We start from the raw sequence: 17081 nt of genomic DNA, 5'->3' as shown, positions 1-17081 counted from the left end.
GCATGAGCATCAGGGCGCTGGCGTACCTGCGCATCGAGACCACCGACATGGCGGCCTGGCGCGACTATGGCCTCAAGGTCCTCGGCATGGTCGAGGGCAAGGGTGCAGACCCCGAATCGCTCTACCTGCGCATGGACGACTACCCCGCGCGCCTGGTCATCCAGCCCGGCGAGCGCGAACACCTGTACTCGATGGGCTGGGAGTGCGCCACCGAGGAGGGCCTGCAGGAGATCCGCGACCGGCTCACCGCCGCGAACTGGGCCTTCGAGGAGGCGACGGCGGAGGAGCTCAAAGACCGCTGCGTCGTCGGGATGATCAAGTGCGTCGACGCGTCGGGCGCGCGGCTGGAGATCTTCCACACCGTCGCCCTGCAGCACCGCCGCATCACCAACCCGTACGGGCATAAGTTCGTCACCGGCGAGCAGGGCCTGGGCCACATCGTCCTGGCCACCAAGGACGACGAGGCCGACCTGGCGTTCTACCGGGACGTCCTCGGATTCCGCCTGCGGGACTCGATGCGGTTGCCCCCGCAGGTGGTCGGGCGGCCAGCCGACGGCGAGCCCGCGTGGCTGCGCTTTCTTGGCTGTAACCCCCGTCACCACAGCCTGGCGTTCGCGCCGCTGCCAAGCGCCACGGGTATCGTGCACCTGATGGTTGAGGTGGAGAACTCCGACGATGTCGGACTGGCTCTGGACCGCGCGCTCCGGCGCGAGGTCAAGATGTCGGCCACCCTCGGCCGCCATGTCAACGACCAGATGCTCTCGTTCTACATGAAGACGCCCAGCGGCTTCGATGTGGAATACGGTTGCGAGGGACTGGAAGTCGACGACGCCGATTGGATCGCGCGCGAAAGCACCGCGGTCAGCCTCTGGGGGCACGACTTCATGATTGGATTCAAATAACATGACCGACGCGGCACCGGTGGAGATCGACGGCAGGGCACTGCGCAACATCTTTGGGCAGTTCTGCACGGGGATCACCATCATCTCGACGATGGTCGACGACGAGCCGGTGGGCTTCGCCTGCCAGTCCTTCGCCGCCCTTTCGCTCGATCCTCCACTGGTGCTGTTCTGCCCGATGAAGTCCTCCCGCTCCTGGCAGGCCATCGAGCAGACGGGGAAGTTCTCCGTCAGCATCCTCTCCGAGGAGCAGCAGGAGGCGTGCGCCGTGTTCGGCTCGCGCAACCCCGACAAGTTCGGCAACGTCGACTGGCACAAGTCTCCGGGCGGGATGCCCCTCCTCGACGGCTCCCTGGCCTGGCTGGACTGCACCATCGAGAACGTGCACGACGGCGGCGACCACCTGGTGGTCTACGGCCGGGTGCAGGCGTTCAACTCGATGACCAACAAGACGCAGCGGCCGCTGCTGTTCTACCGCAGCCAGTACACCGGCATACAGCCCGACAAGTCGGTGCCTGCCCAGTGGCGTGCCGACCTGGAGGAGTTCCTGTTCACGGCCGGTGACAAAGAGACCTGGCTGTAAATGGGTGTGCACCGCGACCGCATGCTGCGCGGTGAGCTGTACCTCGATCAAGACCCTGAGCTGCTGGCAGAGCGAGAGCGCTGCCAGCAGCTCACTGGTCTATTCAATGCCGCTCCGGAGCCTGAGCGCTTCGGGGTCCTCGAGGATTTGCTGGGTTTTGTGGGGGAGGGAGTGCGCATCATGCCGCGCTTCCAATGCGACTACGGCTACCAGATCCGCATCGGCCGCGGCTCGTTCATCAACTACGACGCCATATTTTTGGACTGCGCCCCGATCACCCTGGGCTCTAGCGTCTTCATCGGCCCCCGCGCCCAGCTGCTGACCCCGCTGCACCCGATGGCGGATCACGAGGCCCGACGGCAGGGCTGGGAGACCGCCAAGCCCATCGTGATCGGCGACAACGTGTGGCTCGGCGGCGGCGTCATCGTCTGCCCAGGCGTCACCATCGGCTCCGAGTCCGTGATCGGCGCGGGCAGCGTCGTCACCCGGGATGTGCCTGCGCGGGTCTTCGCGGCGGGTAATCCGTGCCGGGTGATCCGCGAGCTCTAGCCGAGGGTGCCCCGCGTGGCGAGGAACAGCAGCCCCGCAAGAGCGCCGCCCAACAGCGGGCCCACGATCGGCACCCACGCATACCGCCAGTCCGCGGAGCCCTTGCCCTTAATCGGCAGCAGCGCGTATGCGACGCGCGGGCCGAGATCGCGCGCCGGGTTGATGGCATAGCCCGTCGGCCCACCAAGGCTCGCGCCCAGCCCGAGCACCACGAATGCCACCGCCGCGTAGCCCAGGCCCGCGTTGCCGACATTCAGGCTCGCCACCCCGTCCGTCGCCGAGAGGCCGGGGCTCAGCAGGATCCAGAACACCAAGACGAACGTCGCGATCACCTCGGTGACGGTGTTCCAGCCGTAGTGCCGCACCGCCGGCGCGGTCGCGAAGATGCTGACGGACTCCGAGTGGTCGGCCTCCGCGTCGAAGTTCTTCTTGAACGCCAGCCAGCACAGGACCGCGCCGACGAATGCGCCCAGCAGCTCCGCCCCGAAATACACGGGCACCAGCGCCCACGGCGACTTGTTGGAGATCGTCAGCCCCAGCGTCACAGCGGGATTCAGGTGCGCGCCGGAGCGCCACGCAATCGACGCGCCGGCGAAGACCGCCATGCCCCAACCCATGTTGATCAGCAGCCAGCCCCCGCCGTGGCCCTTGGATTGCTTGAGCACGACGGTCGCCACCACCCCCGCGCCGAGCAGGATCATGATGGCGGTGCCGATCGACTCCCATACGAAGACCTGGAGCACAGAGGGGTGGACGGGCATGGCGGCTCCCTGGTGGCGGCGGTGTGGCTACACGGTATTCGGGCCCGCGGTACTTGGCAGGGAGAATGGGAAAGGCCCCCGACCGGGCGAACCGGGGCGGAGGCCTTTCTGCTGCGGATGGCTCTAGATGCTGGCGTCGAGCGAGCCCATCGACAATGACGGCGCGCCGGCGAGTAGCGGGCCGAGATCGGTGATGGCGCCCTCGCCCGCGCGGAACTTGCGGTACTCGGCGTCGTGCTCGGCTGACTCCCACAGCTCGAGGAAGCGCCACACGTTGGAGGACTTGGCGTCGATGACTGTCTCCACGCGCACGCAGCCGGGGAATGCGCGGGTCTCCTTGAGTACCCGCGTCATGATCTCGCGGGCGGCATCGAGGGACTCCGGCTTGAACGTCAACTCCAGGATCGCGAGCTGCTGCATTTTCACTCCTAGTAATCGGGTAATTAACGTGGTCGAGGATTCTGTGGATCATTCTGCGCCGACGAAAACCCCGTGTGGCCGAGCCCAATTGGACGGCATGGACCACCGTGGCCACAGTTTCCGACGCTTCGCCGATAGTAACCCGCGTCACTTTTGGCTGAGGGCCATGGTCGACTCTGCCGACATTCGATGCGGGTGCTGGGCGCACTGTCCAGGAGCCGTCTGGCTACTGAGCAGTGGGCCGTGGACGCTCCAGCACCGTGTGATCACCCGGCTTGAAGCCGAACCTCTCGTATAGCCCGTGTGCGTCCTCGGTGTGCAACAGCCAGCGGAACCCCGCGCCGGGGCCGTTCTCGATCATCTCCGCGACCAGCCGGACCCCGAGGCCGTGCCGGCGGTGCTCCGGCAGCACGAACACATCCGACAGGTACGCGATAGATACCCCGTCGGAGATCGCCCGGGCGAAAGCCACCAGGCTGCCCTGGGCGTCGTAGCCGCCGACCACCCGCCAGGAGCCGTCGATGCACGCCGAGATCTGCTCCGCGGTGCGCCACCTGCCCCAGTAGGCCTCGGCCATCAGGAATGCGCGGATGACCTCGTGGTCGAGGCGCTGGGGATCATCGCTGAAGGTGTAGTCCACTGGTTGATTATGGCCCGTGGACGGTCCCGCGGGACCGTCCACGGCGGGCGGGACTGTCAGAGGGCGGGGATAGAGTGCGGCAAATCGTTCTACGGGGGTAGAGATGATCGATCCACTCGGCGAGCCACTGCCTGACGATGCGCACATGGCTGCGGCAAAGGCCAAAGCGGCGGAGATAGCGGAGTTGGGGGATGAGCTCTGCTCGCTGGCCGGGCATATCGCGGCCGCCACCGCGAAGTTCCTGGCCTTGCTCGCAGAATTCGATGCCAAGGCCGGCTGGGCCGGCGCCGGCATCGTCTCCTGCGCGCACTGGCTGTCCTGGAAGTGCGGGTTGGACCTGCGCACGGCACGTGAGCACGTGCGGGTGGCGAAAGCGTTGACCACCCTGCCGAAGACCGAGGCCAAGTTCGCCGGCGGCAGATTGTCCTACTCCAAGGTGCGGGCCATCACCCGGGTCGCGAAGCCGGAGACGGAGGGGGACTTGGTCGAGATCGCGCTGGAGGCGCCGGCCTCGCAGGTGGACAAGCTCATCCAGGGGTTACTCGCCTCACCAGATCCGGACAGCGACCCATCGGTGGTGGTGCCGCCAGATCCCAGCCGCCTGCGAATGTCGCATCGCTGGGACGAGGACACTGGCGACCTGGTGATCACCGGGCGGTTCACACCGGAGGATGGCGCGGTGATCCTGGCTGCGCTGACCAGGGCCGAGTTCGAGCGACTGCGCAAGGACGATGGAGAACCGGACTTGACGGGGCCGCCGCCGTCGAACGTGGGCCCCGCGATGGTCGTCATGGCCCAGACAATGGCGGCGGTGGTGGAGGCACCGGCCGGCGCGCCGGCGGCGGAGATCGGCTTCATTGTGGAGAAGGGAGCCGCGAGGGTCGAGGGCGGGCCAGGCCTGGGGAAGCAGGCCGCGAGCGAGGTGCAGTGCGGGGGCATCGGCCGACGGATCACCAAGGGCCGCGGCGGCGGCCCGATCCTCGGCTACGGGCGGCGGCGCAGGATGCCGTCGCAGGCACAACTCGACGTGCTGCACCTGCGAGACGGCTGTTGCCAGACCCCAGGGTGCGGCCATACCCGCTTCCTCCACGCCCACCACGTCCGCTTCTGGGAGAGGGGTGGCAGGACGGATATGGACAATCTCATTTTGCTCTGTGGATCGTGCCACCGGGCACTTCACCATGGGGAGTTCACGATAAAAGCGTTGGGGCAGCAACAGTTTCAGTTCCGGAACAAGGTGGGAGCGGTTGTGGAGCGGGCACCGGGTATCGCCGGAGATCCGGCCAAGGTGTTCGACGGCAGCGTGGATCGGGACGCGATCATCCCTGGATGGCGGGGCGACGTCATGGATATGGGCTACGCGACGAGCGTCTTGATCGACAGTTGGGAATACCAGAAGCGGGCGAGGAAGGCCGCGGAGGAGGAAACGAAAGGGGGCGCGCCGGAAGAAGATCCGACGCGCCCCTCTGACGAAGCGACCTAGCTGAGGCCGACCGCGCCCTCGAGTGCTCTCAGATGCGTGCGGGGCTGCCCAAAGAGCTGGGCACTGCCGTGCGCGCGCTTGAAGTACAGGTGGGCATCGTGCTCCCACGTGATCGCGATGCCGCCGTGCAGCTGGATCGACTCGCCGGCGACCGTCTGGAAGGCCTCCGAGCAGTAGACCTTAGCCAGCGCGGCGTCGGTCGAGCTCAAAGACTGGGCCGCGGCGTAGGACATCGACCGGGCGGTCTCCACGAGGACGTAGAGGTCCGCCATGCGGTGCTTGAGCGCCTGGAAGCTGCCGATCGCACGGCCAAACTGCTTGCGCTGCTTGGTGTACTCCACCGTGAGCTCGAGCAGCCGGGCCGCTGCGCCGACCTGCTCAGCGGACAGCGCGATGGACGCGATGGTGAGGGCCCGCTCGACGACCTCGGTGCCGGCGGCCAGCACGGTGGTAGCAGCGCTGTCGAACCGCACGCTCGAGAGCGGGCGGGTGGGGTCCATCGCGGCGGTGCGCGCGCGGGTGACGCCGGCCGCATCCCCGGCGACCTCGAACAGCGCGGGGCCGTCCGGCGTGTTCGCGGCGACCAGCAGGACATCGGCGGTGTCGCCGCCGATGACGTAGGACGCCTCACCGGTCAGGACGCCATCAGCGAAGGAGACCGCGAGATCCGTTGCGTTCCACACGCCCTCAGCTCCCGACCAGCACAGCGCGAGGGCGGTGGAGCCCTCTGCGACGCCGGGCAGCAGGCGGGCACAGGCCTCGGTGTTGCCAGAGGCGAGCAGCGCCTGCGCGCCGATGACGACGCTGCCGAGCATGGGCGAGGGCACCAGGTTCCGGCCGAGCTCCTCGAGCACGAGGTGCGACTCGAGGTAGCTGACGCCGATCCCGTCGAACTCCTCTGGGATCGACAGGGCGGCGACGCCGACCTGCTCGCACAGCAGCGACCACAGCGTCTCGTCGTAGCCGGCCGCGGACTCGGCGGCGGCGCGGACGGCCTCGCTGCCTGCGTGCTTGGCGACGACGTCGCGGACCGTCTTGGCTAGCTGGCGCTGGTCCTCCGTCAGGGTGCCGGCCGCGGAGAGGCTGACCGGGGCGCTCACAGCGCCGCCAACACGCGGGCGCGGTGCGCGGCCGGGGTGCCCCAGGCTGTGAGCAGGGCGCGGGTGCGGGTCAGGTACAGCGACAGATCGTGCTCCTGCGTGTAGCCGATGGCGCCGTGGACCTGCAGGGCGACGCGCGAGGACTTATAGGCGGCCTCGGCGCAGGCGACCTTCGCGGCGCTGACGTCGCGGCGTGCGGTGGGGGAGCCGTCGCGCACGGCCATCGCGGCGGCGTGCAGCAGAGGCGCGGCCATCTCGACGGCGACGGCGACCTCGGCCAGGTGGTGCTTGATGGCCTGCAGGCTGCCGATAGCGCGCCCAAACTGCTTGCGCGCCTTGGCGTATTCGACGCTGACGTCGAGCATGGTGCGGCCCAGGCCCTGTAGTTGCGCCGCGGTGGCAAGCGCGCCCAGGTCGAAGGCCGCAGCCAGGGCCGCGTCGTCGATGGTCCCGAGGGACTCGCCCGCGGTGACCTCGAAGAGCTTGCGGGCCAGGTCCACAGACTGGCGGGAGGAGCCGGGCGTGCCGACGGACACGTCGTTGCCGGTGACGAGCAGCGTCAGCGAGGCCGCGTCGGAATCCACCGCGAACGGCGTCTCCGGCGGGGCGGCGACGGTGGCGAGGGCGCCCTCGGCGAGCGCCTCGAGGCGCTCGGGCGCGACGGCCGCGAGCAGCGCTGGGGCGACCGCGAGGGTCTCGGCGACGGGGCCGGGCACGGCGTGGCGGCCCAGCTGCTCGATCGCGACGACGAGGTCGATCGCGTCGGCGCCCATGCCGCCGTGCTCCTCGGCGATGGTCAGCGCGGTCACGCCGGTCTCGGCGAGGCGCTCCCACACGGTGAGGCCGGGGGCGGTGTCACTGGTGTTCCAGGAGCGGATGACGGCTGGCAAGTCGGCCTTGCCGAGCAGCGAGTCGATGCTGGCGGCGAAGTCGGTGTGGTCGGAGGTGAGTGCGAATCTCATCGGTCTGCCTTCGGTAGGCCGAGGAGACGCTCGGCGATGACGTTCTTCTGAATCTCGTTGGTACCGGCGTAGATCGGGCCCGACAGGGAGAACAGGTAGCCGTCCATCCAGTCGGTCATCAGCTCGGCCTCGGGGCCCAACAGGTCGAGGGCAGTCTCGTGCGTGGCGACGTCCCACTCGGACCAGAAAACCTTGTTGATCGAGGACTCGGCGCCCAGCTGGCCGCCATCGTTGAGGCGAGTGACGGTGCCCCAGGTGCTCAGCTCATATGCGCGGGCGCCGATCCAGGCGTCGGCGACGCGGCCGGCCAGCGCGGTGTCGCCCGCGTCGCCGGTCTCGCGCCACTGCTTGAGCAGGCGGTCGGTGGTCGCGAGGAAGCGGCCCGGTGCGCGCAGGGACAGCCCGCGCTCGTTGGAGGCGGTGCTCATCGCGACGCGCCAGCCGTTGCCGACGTCGCCGATGATGCCGGAGTCTGGCACGAAGACGTCCTCGAGGAAGACCTCGGCGAAGCCGGGCAGGCCGTCGAGCTGGTCGATCGGGCGCACGGTGACGCCCGTCGATTTCAGGTCGAACATGAAGTACGTGATGCCGCGGTGGCGCTCGGAGTCCGGGTCGGAGCGGAACAGGCCGAAGCCCCAGTCCGCGAAGCTGGCCCGCGAGGACCAGGTCTTCTGGCCGTTGAGCAGCCAGCCGCCCTCGACCTTCGTCGCGGTCGCCCGCAATGATGCGAGGTCGGAGCCGGACTCGGGCTCGGACCAGGCCTGCGCCCAGATGTCGTCGGCGCGCGCCATGCGCGGCATGATGACGTCGAGCTGCTCCTTCTTGGCGTGCTCGAACAGCGTGGGGGCCAGCAGGAAGATGCCATTCTGGCTGACGCGGCCCGGCGCGCCGGAGCGGTAGTACTCCTCCTCGAAGATGACCCACTGCTCGAGGGACGCGTCGCGGCCGCCGTACTCGGCGGGCCAGGATACGACGGACAGGCGCGCGTTCGCCAGTGTGCGCTCCCACTCGCGGTGCGCCTCGAAGCCTTCGGCGGTGTCCATCGAGGGGAGGGGCTGCGAGGGCACATTCTCGCGCAGGAAGGTGCGGACTTCGTCGCGGAAGGCGACGGAGTCGGCATCGAATTCGAGGTCCACTACGTGTTGTCCTTTTCTCTGTTTGCGGCTGCCATCGCCTTGGCGTCCATGCCGCCGAGCGAGTCTCCGGCGCGGGTCTCGGCGTTGTAGGAGTGGGCGAAGTGGTGGTAGCCGAAGGCGGTGTCGATCCCGTCCTGCAGGCCCATCTGGTTCTCGCAGAGGTTGACCACGCGCTTGGTCAGCGCCAGGCCGAACTGCGGCATCTGCGCGATCTTGCCGGCCATCTCGTCGACGGTCGCGGCCAGCTCCTCGCGGGGCACGACGCGGTTGACCATGCCGACCTCATAGGCGCGCTGCGCGGTGAAGCGGTCGCCGGTGAACAGTATCTCCTTGGCCAGGCGCGGCCCGAGCATCCACGGGTGGGCGAAGTACTCCACGCCCGGCATCCCCATGCGCAGCACGGGATCGGAGAAGAACGCGTCGTCGGAGGCGACGATGAGATCGCAGATCCAGGCGAGCATGAGCCCGCCGGCGATGCACGCGCCATGCACCTGGGCGATCATCGGCTTCGGGATCTCCCGCCAGCGGCGGCACATTCCCAGGTAGACCTCCATCTCGCGGGCGAAGCGCTGGTCGCCGCCCTCGCGATCGGTGTGGTCCCACCAGATGGCGGCCTTGTTCTCGTAGCTGACATGGTGGTCGCGCCCGGGCGTGCCGATGTCGTGGCCGCCGGTGAAGTGCTTGCCGTTGCCGCGCAGCACGATCACCTTGACCGCGTTGTCCTCGGTGGCGCGGGTGAACGCGGCGTCGAGGGCGTAGGTCATCACCGAGTTCTGCGAGTTCGAGTACTCGGGGCGGTCCAGGGACACGTACGCGACGGGGCCGACGACCTCGTACGCGACAGGATTGGCGTCACTCATTTGGCTGTCTCCTTCAGGACGAGGTCCCGGAGCTCGTTCTTGAGCACCTTGCCCGACGCGTTGCGCGGCAGCGCCTTGACGAGGCGCACGGACTTGGGGTTCTTGAAGTTCGCCAGGCGTTCCTTGGAGAACGCGAGAACCTCTGCCTCCGTGAGGGACTGGCCGTCCTTGACGACGATGAACGCGCAGCCGACCTCGCCCATCCGCTCGTCGGGCACGCCGATGACGGCGGACTCGGCGACGGCGTCTAAGCGCGCGAGCTCGTTTTCCACCTCGGCGGGGTAGACGTTGAAGCCGCCGGAGATGTACATGTCCTTGAGGCGGTCGGTGATGTCGAGATAGCCGCGCTCGTCAATGGTCCCGACATCGCCGGTGTGCAGCCAGCCATTGGCGTCGATGGTCTTGGCGGTGGCCTCGGGGTCGTCCAGGTAGCCCAGCATCACGTTGTCGCTGCGGACGAGGATCTCGTCCTTCTCGCCCAGGCGGACCTCCATGCCGGGGATTGCCCGGCCGGAGGATGTGGAGATCGTGACGGGGTCGTCCTCGGTGCGGCACATGGTGATGACGACGGCCTCGGTCTGGCCGTAGGCGGTCAGGACCGCGTCGAAGTTGAGGTCGGACTGCATTTTCTCGACGAGTGCGACGGGCACAGGGGCCGCGCCGGTGATGGCGATGCGCAGCGACGTCATGTCGAAGTTCGCGCGGTCCGGGTGGTCGAGGATCGACTGGTAGACCGTCGGCGCGCCGGGCAGCACGGTGATGCCCTCCGCGGCGACGATCGTCATCACGGCGGGGACGTCGAACAAGGCCATTGGCACGATCGTCGAGCCGTGCAGCAGGCAGGGCAGGATCCCGGCCTTGTACCCAAAGGAGTGGAAGAACGGGTTGATCAGCAGCATCTTGTCGGTCGTAGTCATCTCGGCGCAGTCGGCCCAAGCGGCGGCGATGCCGACGGTCTGGCGGTGCGCGGACAGCACGCCCTTGCTCTTGCCGGTGGTGCCAGAGGTGAAGAGGATGTCGGCGACGTCCTCTGGCCCGACGGCGTCCGCGCGCGCCTCGGCCGCGGCGGGGTCGACCGCCGCTGCGGCCGTGCTGATGTCGGCCCAGTCCAGGACGGCGCCCGAGGGCAGCGTCGGAGTGGTGGGCGCGGAGCCGTTGCGCAGGTCGCCGCCCATCACGGGCATCCGCAGCGCCAACCTGAGTGCGGGCAACTCCGTCGCGACGGCGAGCATCTCGCCGAGGCGGTCATAGCCCAGGAAGCGCTCGGGGACGATGATCGCGGCGGCACCGGTGCGCTCGACGAGGTCGAGGGCCTCATGTCCGGTGTAGCGGGTGCTGATGGGGACCAGCGTCGCGCCGACGTAGTGCGCGGCGAGCGCGGCCTCCACCCAGTGGTGGGTATTGGGGGCCCACAGCGCGACGCGGTCGCCTGGCTGGACCTCGTGGGCGATCAGCGTGCGGGCGATGAGGCGGACGCGTTCGAGCAGTTCTTTGTACGTGATCCGCTCGGTGCCATCGACGATGGCCTCCGCTGCGGCGTGCAGGTCCGCGGCGCGGCGTAGGACGGCGGGAGTGGTCCTCGGCTCGGCTTCGGCGCTCAAGGCTTCGGTGCTCAAGAATTCTCCTCGACTGGGCAAGATTCAAAGTTACATAGACGTACACAAGCAAGTGCTTGGTAGGGTACCGTACCAATGTGGATGAAAGCCAGAGTATTGACTTCGAAGCGGGTGCGCCGATGACTGATCAAAGCCTGTCCCCTGCCGATTCGGCGTTCGCGGCTGAGGTGCGTGAGTGGTTGGCGCAGAACCTCACTGGCGAGTTCGCCAAGCTCAAGGGCCTGGGCGGCCCGGGCCGTGAGCACGAGGCCTTCGCGGAGCGGCTCGAGTGGGACCGGCACCTCGCCGCTGCCGGCTGGACCTGCCTCGGCTGGCCCGTCGAGTACGGCGGCCGCGACGCCAGCATGGAGCAGCAGGTGCTCTTCCACCTCGAGTACGCCCGCTCCGGCGCCCCCGCGCGCGTGAGCCACATCGGCGAGGAGCTGCTCGGCCCCACGCTCCTCGCGTTCGGCACCGAGGAGCAGAAGCAGCGCTTCCTGCCCGGCATCAAGAACGTCACCGAGCTGTGGTGCCAGGGCTACTCCGAGCCCGGCGCCGGCTCCGACCTGGCGGGGGTGACCACCAACGCGAAGCTCGACGGCGACAAGTGGGTCGTCAACGGCCAGAAGGTGTGGACCTCCCTCGCCCACCTGTCCGACTGGTGCTTTGTCATCGCGCGCACCGAGCCCGGCTCCGCGCGCCACAACGGGCTGTCCTACCTGCTGGTCCCGATGGACCAGCCCGGTGTGGAGGTCCGCCCGATCATCCAGCTCACCGGCACCTCGGAGTTCAACGAGGTCTTCTTCACCGATGCCGTCACCGACGCGTCGCTCATCGTCGGCGCGCCCGGCCAGGGCTGGCGGACGGCCATGGGCACGCTGGCGTTCGAGCGCGGCGTCGCGACCCTGGGCCAGCAGGTCCAGTTCGCCGGCGAGCTCGCGGCGCTGGTTGCGCTGGCTGAGTCCAACGGCTCCGCCACAGACCCCGTCATCCGCGAGAAGCTCAGCCGCGCGTGGGTGGGCTTGCAGGTCATGCGCGCGCACGCCATGCGCACCCTCGGCGAGGGCAACCGCGAGATCGCCGGCGCCCCGTCCGTGGCGAAGCTGCTGTGGGCCCGCTGGCACCGCGACCTCGGCGAGCTGGCGATGGAGGTCCAGGGCGGGCCGTCGCTGCTGGCGGCGCCGTCAGTGACCAGCGAGGGCGACCAGTTCGACGAGTGGCAGCGGATGTTCCTGTTCACCCGCGCGGACACCATCTACGGCGGGTCCGACGAGATCCAACGCAACATCATCTCCGAGCGCGTGCTCGGACTACCGAGAGAGGCTCGCCCATGAGCGCAGCAGCCCAATCCCCGGCACCCAAGTCCCCGTTGGCCACCATCCCCGAGGAGATCGGCGGCCACGACCTGCTCAAGGGCAAGAAGGTCGTCGTCACCGCGGCCGCCGGCACCGGTATCGGCTTCGCCACCGCCCGCCGCGCGCTGCTCGAGGGCGCCGACGTGCTGGTCTCCGACTTCCACGAGCGCCGCCTCGGCGAGACCGTCGACAAGCTCGCCGCCGAGTTCCCGGAGCAGACCGTGGTCTCCTTCGTCTGCGACGTCTCCAGCACCGAGCAGGTCGACGCGCTGATCGAGAGCGCCGCGCAGCAGCTCGGCCGCATCGACGTGCTCGTCAACAATGCCGGGCTGGGCGGGGAGACCCCCGTCGTCGACATGACCGACGACCAGTGGGACCGGGTCCTCGACATCACGCTGAACAGCACCTTCCGCGCCACCCGCGCGGCGCTGCGCTACTTCAAGTCGGTGGAGCACAACGGCGTGCTCGTCAACAACGCGTCGGTCCTGGGCTGGCGCGCGCAGCACTCGCAGGCGCACTATGCCGCGGCGAAGGCGGGCGTCATGGCGTTGACCCGCTGCAGCGCGGTCGAGGCCGCCGAGTACGGCGTGCGCATCAACGCCGTCTCGCCGTCCATCGCCCGCCACGCGTTCCTGGCGAAGGTCACCAGCGAGGAGCTCCTCGACCAGCTGGCCTCCGGCGAGGCCTACGGCCGCGCCGCCGAGGTCTGGGAGATCGCGGCGGTCATCGCGATGCTCGCCAGCGACTACACCACCTACATGACGGGCGAGATCGTCTCGGTCTCTAGTCAGCGCGCATAGTAGATCCACGAAAAAGGTGGCCTCCCCGCAATCGCGGGGAGGCCACCTTTTTGTCTTTATGCGTTCGCGCCCACGAGCTCTGGCTCGGCAGCCTTGCGCTGGGTCTGCTGCTTGGGGATCGCCAGGGTGACGGCGGCCGCCACGACCGCAACGGCACAGCCGATCAGGAGTCCGACGCGGAAGCCGGACTCGGTGGGCAGGAAGTGCGGGCCGACCTGCACGCTCATCTGGGCGAGCACCACGCCGACGACGGCCGCGGCGAACGAGGTGCCGACGGAGCGGGTGAGGGCGTTGAAGCTGTTCGCCGAGGCGGTCTCTGACAGCGGCACCGCGCCCATGATGAGGGCCGGCATCGCGCCATATGCGAGGCCCGTGCCCGCGCCGCAGATGGCGGCGACGATGGCCAGGCCCCAGACGGAGCCCATCAGGGCCATCGAGGAGCCGTAGCCCGCCGCGATGACGAGGCAGCCGATGAACAGCGTCACCTTCGGCCCGTAGACGGTGGATAGCTTGCCGCCGAAGCCCGCCGCGATCATCATCACGAAGCCGCCGGGCATCATCCACAGGCCCATCGCGAGCATGGACTGGCCCAGGCCGTGGCCGGTGGAGGTCGGCAGCTGCATCAGCTGGGGGAGGATCAGCGCCTGCGCGTACATGGCGAAGCCGACGGCCAGGGAGGCCAGGTTCGTCAGGAGCACCTGGCGGCGGGCGGTGATCCGCAGGTCCACCAGGGGATCCTGGACCCGCAGCTCCCACATCCCCCACGCCAGGAGAACGGCCACTGCGGCGACGAATAGGCCGATGGTGGTGCCGCTGGTCCAGCCCCAGGTGCCGCCCTTGGATACGCCGAGCAACAGGCAGACGAGGCCGACGCCGAGGCCGAGGCCCCCGATCAGGTCGAAGCGGCCGGGTGCCCGCTCGACGGGCATCGGGGGGATCGCGCGCCACATCAGGCCCATCGCGACCAGGCTCAGCGCGGCGACCGCCCAGAACAGCATTCGCCAGTTGTAGCTCTCGGCAACGGCGGCAGCCATCGGCAGGCCGAGCGCCCCGCCGATGCCCATCGACGCGCTCATCAGGGAGATCGAGCCCATGAGCTTCTCCTTGGGCAGCAGGTCACGCATGATGCTGATGCCCAACGGGATTAGGCCCGCGCCCAGGCCCTGCATCGCGCGGCCAGCGATCATCGGCAGCAGCGACCCGGACACCGCGCACAGCACCGAGCCGAGGATTAGTGGCACAGTGCAGATCATCAGCATGCGGCGCTTGCCATACATGTCGCCGAGGCGGCCGGAGATGGGCGTGGCGACGGCGGCTGCGAGCAGCGTGACTGTGATGACCCAGGTCGCGTTGGACGCGTCGGTGTCCAGGATGCGGGGGAGGTCGCCGATCAGCGGGACGACGAGCGTCTGCATCAGCGCGGCGACGATGCCGGTGAAGCCCAACACGGCGACGAGGGCACCGGGCTTGACTGCGGGTGGAGCGGGGGTCGGGCTGGCCACGAGGGGCTCCTTGCTGTGGATATTGAGTCAATGTGCACGATACATACCCATTGCATGATGCACCATTCCTGCATGGTGCATAATTGGTCACATGGAGAAGCCGACGGACATGGTTGAGTTCGAGACGATGTTGCTCGCCCGGCACATGATGCGGCAGTCGCCGCACCCGCGCCGGGCCGCCGGGCACCTGGACTCCAGCGCGTACACCCTGCTCAGCCGCATCAGCGTGGAAGGGCCAATGTCGATCGGTGAGCTCAGCGCCGCCTTCGGGCTCGACTCGTCGACCCTGCAGCGCCAGACGGCGGCGGTGCTGCGGGATGGTCTAGTGGATCGCATCCCGGATCCGGACGGCGGGATGGCCCGCAAATTCCGGATCAATGCCGAGGGCTCGAGACGACTGCTCGCGCACCGCGAGGAGAACATGTCTGGGCTCGAGAAGGTGATGGCGGACTGGTCGGTCGAGGACGTCGCCGAGTTCGCGGGCTGGCTCCAGCGGTTCAACACAGACATCGAGCGACTTGCCGAGAACTTGTGGCCACGGCCCGAATCGTAGTCCGCAACCCCTAGCAAGCGCTTGGTTGCTATCATGGGTGGGTGACTGTCGATCAGGTGGGGAAAGCGGACTCGTCGAAGTCTGAGCGCCGAGCGGAGCTGCTCGGCATCGCGGCTGCGCTTTTCGCGGAACGGGGCCTGCGCGCGACGACGGTCCGGGACATCGCGGACGCCGCAGGCATCCTCTCTGGCAGCCTCTACCACCACTTCGACTCGAAAGAGTCCATCGTCGACGAGATCCTGCGTGGCTTTCTCGACGCGCTGTTCGGTCGATACCGCGAGATCGTGGCCGCGGGGGAGGACTCGCGCGCGACGCTCGAGGCGTTGGTGCGCGTCTCCTTCGAGTCCATCGACAACTGGCACTCGGCCGTCGCCATCTACCAGGACGAGGCCAAGCGCCTGGCGACGCTGCCGCGCTTCGACTACCTCGCCGACCGCAACCGGGAGTTCCGCCATCTCTGGCTGACGGTGCTCCATGAGGGCGCGGAGGACGGCAGCTTCCGCGAGGGCCTCGACGTCGAGATCGCCTACCGCTTCATCCGCGACACCGTGTGGGTCGCGGTGCGGTGGTACCGGCCAGGTGGGCCTCGCGCCATCGACACCATCGCCAACGAATACCTGTCCATCGTGCTCGACGGCATCTCAGCCGACAGCTAAGACTTTAGGAGAAGGCCATGCCAGAGGCATACATCATCGACGCCATCCGCACCCCCGCAGGCAAGCGCGGCGGAGCGCTGGCGAATATGCACCCCGCTGATATGGGCGCGCATGTCATCAAGGCGATTGTCGAGCGCACCGGCATCGACGCGGCGCAGGTCGATGACGTCATCTTCGGCTGCGTCGACGCCATCGGCGGCCAGGCCGGCAACATCGCGCGCACCGCGTGGCTCGCCGCCGGCATGCCGGAGGAGGTCCCCGGGACCACCGTCGACCGCCAGTGCGGCTCCTCGCAGCAGGCCATTCACTTCGGCGCGCAGGCGATCATGAGCGGCACCGCCGACCTGATCGTCGCCGGCGGCGTGCAGAACATGAGCCAGATCCCGATCTCCGCCGCGATGATCGCTGGCAAGGAGTTCGGCTTCGATGACCCGTTCTCCGGCTCCGAGGGCTGGCGTGCGCGTTACGGCGACCAGGAGGTCTCGCAGTTCCGCGGCGCCGACATGATCGCCGAGAAGTGGGACATCTCCCGCGAGGACATGGAGAAGTTCGCGCTCGAGAGCCACACCCGCGCGTTCACCGCCATCGCCGAGGGCCGCTTCGACCGCGAGATCGTCCCGGTCGGCGACTTCACCACCGACCAGGGCCCGCGTGAGAGCTCGCTGGAGAAGATGGCCTCGCTCAAGGTCCTGCAGGAGGGCAGCCGCCTGACCGCGGCCGTCGCCAGCCAGATCTGCGACGCGGCCTCCGCCACGCTGATCGCCTCGGCCGCGGCCGTCGAGAAGTTCAACCTCAAGCCCCGCGCGCGCATCCACCACATGAGCGTGCGCGGCGCCGACCCCATCTTCATGCTGTCGGCTCCGATCCCGGCCACCGAGTATGCCCTGAAGAAGGCCGGCTTGACGATCGACGACATCGACGTCGTCGAGATCAACGAGGCCTTTGCGCCCGTCGTCATCTCCTGGCTCAAGGAGACCGGCGCCGACCCCGCGCGGGTAAACCCCAACGGCGGCGGCATCGCCCTGGGCCACCCGCTGGGCGCCACCGGCGCGAAGCTGTTTGCCACGATGCTGTGCGAGCTCGAGCGCACTGGCGGCCGCTACGGACTGCAGACCATGTGCGAGGGCGGCGGCACGGCGAACGTGACCATCATCGAGCGCCTCTGACACACGCAGACCGCAACGGGCAGGCACCAGGTTCGACGGTGCCTGCCCGTTGTTCGTTTAC

At 68.4% G+C, this 17081-nt stretch carries 18 protein-coding genes; 9 read left to right on the top strand and 9 right to left on the bottom strand.

What is annotated here, in order from left to right:
- The first annotated feature begins 2 nt into the window (after window positions 1-2).
- From hsaC to TBIF_RS14790, 3 genes are read left to right on the top strand one after another with little or no spacing between them, the layout of a single operon-like run.
- Entirely contained in the window at window positions 3-902 is a 900-nt protein-coding gene (gene hsaC, locus TBIF_RS14800) for an iron-dependent extradiol dioxygenase HsaC (protein WP_024795559.1), read from the top strand.
- 1 nt (window position 903) lies between these two features.
- Window positions 904-1482 carry a 3-hydroxy-9,10-secoandrosta-1,3,5(10)-triene-9,17-dione monooxygenase reductase subunit gene (gene hsaB / locus TBIF_RS14795; RefSeq protein ID WP_024795558.1) on the top strand — a complete coding sequence of 193 codons (579 nt, stop codon included), beginning with the start codon at window positions 904-906 and terminating at the stop codon, window positions 1480-1482.
- Window positions 1483-2031 (top strand): sugar O-acetyltransferase, encoded by a 549-nt coding sequence (locus TBIF_RS14790; RefSeq protein WP_024795557.1) that lies wholly within the window; start codon window positions 1483-1485, stop codon window positions 2029-2031.
- On the opposite strand, the gene TBIF_RS14785 is transcribed toward TBIF_RS14790, so the two are convergent.
- From TBIF_RS14785 to TBIF_RS26000, 3 genes are all read right to left on the bottom strand, one after another.
- A complete protein-coding gene (locus tag TBIF_RS14785; RefSeq protein ID WP_024795556.1) occupies window positions 2028-2792 on the bottom strand; it encodes an MIP/aquaporin family protein in 765 nt (254 codons plus the stop codon). The genes TBIF_RS14790 and TBIF_RS14785 overlap by 4 nt on opposite strands.
- A 123-nt stretch (window positions 2793-2915) precedes the next feature.
- Window positions 2916-3212, bottom strand: coding sequence for a putative quinol monooxygenase (locus TBIF_RS14780; protein ID WP_024795555.1), 297 nt, complete (start codon window positions 3210-3212; stop codon window positions 2916-2918).
- Between the two features lie 226 nt (window positions 3213-3438).
- The gene (locus TBIF_RS26000) at window positions 3439-3852 is read right to left on the bottom strand and encodes a GNAT family N-acetyltransferase (protein WP_024795554.1); all 414 of its coding nucleotides are present in this window, start codon (window positions 3850-3852) and stop codon (window positions 3439-3441) included.
- A 145-nt stretch (window positions 3853-3997) separates the two neighbouring features.
- Between TBIF_RS26000 and TBIF_RS14770 the strand changes: the two genes are divergently transcribed.
- The gene (locus TBIF_RS14770) at window positions 3998-5335 is read left to right on the top strand and encodes an HNH endonuclease signature motif containing protein (RefSeq protein ID WP_024795553.1); all 1338 of its coding nucleotides are present in this window, start codon (window positions 3998-4000) and stop codon (window positions 5333-5335) included.
- Here the strand turns inward: TBIF_RS14770 and TBIF_RS14765 are convergent.
- The 5 genes from TBIF_RS14765 to TBIF_RS14745 are packed head-to-tail and all read right to left on the bottom strand — an operon-like array spanning window position 5332 to window position 11009.
- Window positions 5332-6435 carry an acyl-CoA dehydrogenase family protein gene (locus TBIF_RS14765; RefSeq protein ID WP_024795552.1) on the bottom strand — a complete coding sequence of 368 codons (1104 nt, stop codon included), beginning with the start codon at window positions 6433-6435 and terminating at the stop codon, window positions 5332-5334. The genes TBIF_RS14770 and TBIF_RS14765 overlap by 4 nt on opposite strands.
- Window positions 6432-7397, bottom strand: a complete 966-nt coding sequence (locus TBIF_RS14760; RefSeq protein ID WP_024795551.1) for an acyl-CoA dehydrogenase family protein — start codon at window positions 7395-7397, stop codon at window positions 6432-6434. The genes TBIF_RS14765 and TBIF_RS14760 overlap by 4 nt, the downstream gene beginning before the upstream one ends.
- Window positions 7394-8533, bottom strand: a complete 1140-nt coding sequence (locus TBIF_RS14755; RefSeq protein ID WP_024795550.1) for an acyl-CoA dehydrogenase family protein — start codon at window positions 8531-8533, stop codon at window positions 7394-7396. Before TBIF_RS14755 ends, TBIF_RS14760 begins: the two co-directional genes overlap by 4 nt.
- Entirely contained in the window at window positions 8533-9393 is an 861-nt protein-coding gene (locus tag TBIF_RS14750; RefSeq protein WP_024795549.1) for an enoyl-CoA hydratase, read from the bottom strand. Before TBIF_RS14750 ends, TBIF_RS14755 begins: the two co-directional genes overlap by 1 nt.
- Window positions 9390-11009, bottom strand: coding sequence for a FadD3 family acyl-CoA ligase (locus TBIF_RS14745; protein ID WP_235174756.1), 1620 nt, complete (start codon window positions 11007-11009; stop codon window positions 9390-9392). Before TBIF_RS14745 ends, TBIF_RS14750 begins: the two co-directional genes overlap by 4 nt.
- Window positions 11010-11128: 119 nt before the next feature.
- Between TBIF_RS14745 and TBIF_RS14740 the strand changes: the two genes are divergently transcribed.
- Both TBIF_RS14740 and TBIF_RS14735 read left to right on the top strand, forming a co-directional pair.
- On the top strand, window positions 11129-12322 hold the full coding sequence (locus tag TBIF_RS14740; RefSeq protein WP_024795547.1) for an acyl-CoA dehydrogenase family protein: 1194 nt from the start codon (window positions 11129-11131) through the stop codon (window positions 12320-12322).
- A complete protein-coding gene (locus TBIF_RS14735) occupies window positions 12319-13143 on the top strand; it encodes an SDR family oxidoreductase (RefSeq protein WP_024795546.1) in 825 nt (274 codons plus the stop codon). Before TBIF_RS14740 ends, TBIF_RS14735 begins: the two co-directional genes overlap by 4 nt.
- Window positions 13144-13199: 56 nt before the next feature.
- On the opposite strand, the gene TBIF_RS14730 is transcribed toward TBIF_RS14735, so the two are convergent.
- Complete coding sequence (locus TBIF_RS14730; protein WP_024795545.1) at window positions 13200-14645, bottom strand: MFS transporter; 1446 nt, start codon at window positions 14643-14645, stop codon at window positions 13200-13202.
- A gap of 91 nt (window positions 14646-14736) precedes the next feature.
- Between TBIF_RS14730 and TBIF_RS14725 the strand changes: the two genes are divergently transcribed.
- Genes TBIF_RS14725 through TBIF_RS14715 form a run of 3 tightly spaced genes read left to right on the top strand, consistent with a single transcriptional unit; the run spans window position 14737 to window position 17020 of the window.
- Window positions 14737-15198 carry a MarR family winged helix-turn-helix transcriptional regulator gene (locus TBIF_RS14725; RefSeq protein WP_024795544.1) on the top strand — a complete coding sequence of 154 codons (462 nt, stop codon included), beginning with the start codon at window positions 14737-14739 and terminating at the stop codon, window positions 15196-15198.
- A gap of 41 nt (window positions 15199-15239) precedes the next feature.
- Window positions 15240-15854, top strand: a complete 615-nt coding sequence (locus tag TBIF_RS14720) for a TetR/AcrR family transcriptional regulator (RefSeq protein WP_304941179.1) — start codon at window positions 15240-15242, stop codon at window positions 15852-15854.
- A 17-nt stretch (window positions 15855-15871) separates the two neighbouring features.
- A complete protein-coding gene (locus TBIF_RS14715) occupies window positions 15872-17020 on the top strand; it encodes an acetyl-CoA C-acetyltransferase (RefSeq protein ID WP_024795542.1) in 1149 nt (382 codons plus the stop codon).
- Window positions 17021-17081 lie beyond the last annotated feature (61 nt).

Source organism: Tomitella biformata AHU 1821 (assembly GCF_000524475.1).
GTDB classification, from domain to species: Bacteria; Actinomycetota; Actinomycetes; order Mycobacteriales; family Mycobacteriaceae; genus Tomitella; species Tomitella biformata.
Note: the sequence above shows the minus strand (reverse complement) of the source record. Positions and strands in the feature narration are given on the sequence as shown.

Excerpts from the sequence above, each read along its gene's own strand:
- hsaC (WP_024795559.1), top strand. The coding sequence starts at position 3 with ATGAGCATCAGGGCGCTGGCGTACCTGCGCATCGAGACCACCGACATG.
- hsaB (WP_024795558.1), top strand. The coding sequence starts at position 904 with ATGACCGACGCGGCACCGGTGGAGATCGACGGCAGGGCACTGCGCAAC.
- TBIF_RS14790 (WP_024795557.1), top strand. The coding sequence starts at position 1,483 with ATGGGTGTGCACCGCGACCGCATGCTGCGCGGTGAGCTGTACCTCGAT.
- TBIF_RS14785 (WP_024795556.1), bottom strand. The coding sequence starts at position 2,792 with ATGCCCGTCCACCCCTCTGTGCTCCAGGTCTTCGTATGGGAGTCGATC.
- TBIF_RS14780 (WP_024795555.1), bottom strand. The coding sequence starts at position 3,212 with ATGCAGCAGCTCGCGATCCTGGAGTTGACGTTCAAGCCGGAGTCCCTC.
- TBIF_RS14770 (WP_024795553.1), top strand. The coding sequence starts at position 3,998 with ATGGCTGCGGCAAAGGCCAAAGCGGCGGAGATAGCGGAGTTGGGGGAT.
- TBIF_RS14760 (WP_024795551.1), bottom strand. The coding sequence starts at position 7,397 with ATGAGATTCGCACTCACCTCCGACCACACCGACTTCGCCGCCAGCATC.
- TBIF_RS14750 (WP_024795549.1), bottom strand. The coding sequence starts at position 9,393 with ATGAGTGACGCCAATCCTGTCGCGTACGAGGTCGTCGGCCCCGTCGCG.
- TBIF_RS14740 (WP_024795547.1), top strand. The coding sequence starts at position 11,129 with ATGACTGATCAAAGCCTGTCCCCTGCCGATTCGGCGTTCGCGGCTGAG.
- TBIF_RS14735 (WP_024795546.1), top strand. The coding sequence starts at position 12,319 with ATGAGCGCAGCAGCCCAATCCCCGGCACCCAAGTCCCCGTTGGCCACC.
- TBIF_RS14725 (WP_024795544.1), top strand. The coding sequence starts at position 14,737 with ATGGAGAAGCCGACGGACATGGTTGAGTTCGAGACGATGTTGCTCGCC.
- TBIF_RS14715 (WP_024795542.1), top strand. The coding sequence starts at position 15,872 with ATGCCAGAGGCATACATCATCGACGCCATCCGCACCCCCGCAGGCAAG.